Below are 2,480 nucleotides of genomic sequence, written 5' to 3' on the forward strand. Positions count from 1 at the left end.
CCACAGGCCCCTGTTGCGATGGGAAGCGTCGACCCATGTGCCCAAAGAGAATACACGGCGTATGGGTCCCTGCTTTCGCAGGGACGACAGCAGTGTATGCGGATGGCAGCTATCCCCCCAACGCGCCCTGGGTGTTGACATAGAGCGCATAGATCGACTGGCTCGCGGCCATGAACAGCCGGTTGCGCTTCAATCCGCCGAAACACAGATTGGCGCAGCGCTCCGGCAGCGCGATGCGGCCGATCAATTTGCCGTCGGGCGCGTAGACCACGACGCCGTCGAGTTCGGGATCGCCCATGCCCCAGCCGCACCACAGATTGCCGTCGATGTCGCAGCGCATGCCGTCGGGCGTGCCCGGACCGGCATCGATGAAGACGCGCTTGCTGGAAATCCTGTCGCCGCCGGGTGCCACGTCGTAAGCCAAAATCTTGCGGTTCGGCACGCCGCGGGATTCCACGACATAGAGGATTTTCTCGTCCGGCGAGAAGCACAGCCCGTTGGGCCCAAGCACGCCCGTGGCGACGATGGAGGCTTTGCCGGTCGCGCCGTCGATCCGGTACACATGGGCGTCGATCTCGGATTCGGCCTTGTAGCCCTCGTAATTGCCGAGCAGGCCGAACACCGGATCGGTGAACCAGATCGAACCGTCGGATTTCACCACCACGTCGTTCGGTGAGTTCAGCCGCTTGCCGCCGAAGCTGTCGATCAGCACCGTGATCGATCCGTCGTGCTCCGTGCGGGTAACGCGGCGGCCGCCATGTTCGCAGGTGACCAGCCGCCCCTGGCGGTCGCGGGTGTTGCCGTTGGCGAAGTTCGACGGCTTGCGGTAGATGCTGACCGCGCCGGTCTCTTCCTCCCATTTGATGATGCGCTGGTTCGGAATGTCGCTGCACAGCAGATAGCGCCCGTCGCCGAACCACACCGGACCTTCGGCCCAGCGCAGGCCGGTGGCGAGCTGCTCCACCGCCGAGAGCTTCAGCCAGTATTTTTCAAAGCGCGGATCGAGCGCGTGAATGGCGGGATCGGGGTAATGGCTCGCCGGCTGCCAGCCGGCGGAATGGGACGATGCCTCGGACATTTGCCGTTCTCGTTGTTGTTTGAGTTCCTCACCAGGATCATTTGCTATCATCCGTGCGGTCAGGCGGCGAGCAACCGCAGTCTCACCCCAGGGCAATCGCATTTCAAAAGAGGGTCATGAGGCGGGCGAGGTAGGCATCATCCCATCCGGCTCGCTTGATCTTGCCCCGGAGCGATCCTTTTTCGGTGTCTTTTTGCATGACGTTCAGGGCCATGTGGCGGAGAACAGCCAGATTGTGGGGTCCGTTTCCGAGACGACTTCTGTCCTGATCCTCGTTCATGACGACGTCGAGCCGCCAATGCAGCCGGTTTTCGACGCCCCAATGCGAGCGAACAACCTCGTTGAAGCGTTCGGGCGTCAAAGCGGCGCTGAGCAGGTAATAGGCGGTCTCGGATGTCGTCTTGCCCGCGATTTCACGGATGCGCTCGACCTTGCCGACGGCGGCCAGGCCCGGCCATCGATGGTCTTCGATCAGCCATGCAATGTCGGTGGAGATCGTAGCGGTGCGGGTTTCGATGCGGCCATGATCGGCATCGACGACCGGCTCGGCGGTGATTTTCTCGCTGGCGGGGTCGTTGAGATGCAGCACAACGTCGTCATGAAGCGTTGCCTGGTTTTCCTTCAGGGCCAGAACATAGTCGCCACCCTGATCGACGATCTGGCCGGCGATGGCACGCTGGCAATTGAGCGCGTCGGTTGTCACGATCGTCCCTTTCAGCCGCAGCATTTCCAATAGCTTCGGTACGGCGGTGATTTCGTTCGACTTCGCGTCGGTGGCGATCTGCGCCAGCACGAGACGTTGGTCGCAGCCCCAGGCGGAGACCATGTGCAACGGCGACTTGCCGCTGGCGCGGTCGAACGAGCGGCGCAGAACCTTGCCGTCGATCGCCACAACTCCTTCGCATTGCCCGGAGAAGCCGGCCATGAACCGCTGAAATGCCGCCCGGAACTGCTCCGGATCGAGCATGCGGAAAAGCCGGCTGAACGTGTCGTGGCTCGGCACGCCATTCTCAAGTTCGAGAAAACCGCGCAGGAACGGCTCCTTCGATTTCGCAAACAGGCCCATGTCCACCGAGCCTTGCGCGCCACACAGCACCGCGCACATCGCTATCGCCAGAATCTCATGTAAATCGTGCAGCCCGGCATTGCCCGTGCGCGGGTCGTCCAAACCCTCCCAGCATTCGATAAAGCGTTCCAAAACCATCTCCCGAGCTGCGAATCGTCCGCAACCCGGTAGAATCCATCTCGCTCAAATGCGCAAATCCCGACAAAACGACCAAAATTCCAAATGCGATTCCCCTGACAGCGACAGCAGGGCTTCAGCCGCAGGCTGAGTGCGCGAGCTCCACATGCGACCCACGCCAAGGCTCCCGCGTTTTCCGGCCGCGCGTGAATTCTCGGC

2 protein-coding genes are annotated in these 2,480 nt (G+C 62.0%); both read right to left on the bottom strand.

The features are described 5' to 3' along the window. Positions 1-109: 109 nt before the first annotated feature. The gene (locus tag WCE35_RS15550) at positions 110-1,078 is read right to left on the bottom strand and encodes an SMP-30/gluconolactonase/LRE family protein (protein ID WP_424594229.1); all 969 of its coding nucleotides are present in this window, start codon (positions 1,076-1,078) and stop codon (positions 110-112) included. A 103-nt stretch (positions 1,079-1,181) separates the two neighbouring features. After that, positions 1,182-2,276, bottom strand: coding sequence for an ISAs1 family transposase (locus WCE35_RS15555; protein WP_424594230.1), 1,095 nt, complete (start codon positions 2,274-2,276; stop codon positions 1,182-1,184). Between the last annotated feature and the right edge of the window lie 204 nt (positions 2,277-2,480).

Origin of the sequence: Bradyrhizobium sp. (assembly GCF_049691595.1) — a bacterium.
GTDB lineage: Bacteria > Pseudomonadota > Alphaproteobacteria > Rhizobiales > Xanthobacteraceae > Bradyrhizobium.

What these genes read in the sequence shown, in the direction of transcription:
- WCE35_RS15550 (WP_424594229.1), bottom strand. Translation starts at nt 1,078, where the DNA reads ATGTCCGAGGCATCGTCCCATTCCGCCGGCTGGCAGCCGGCGAGCCAT.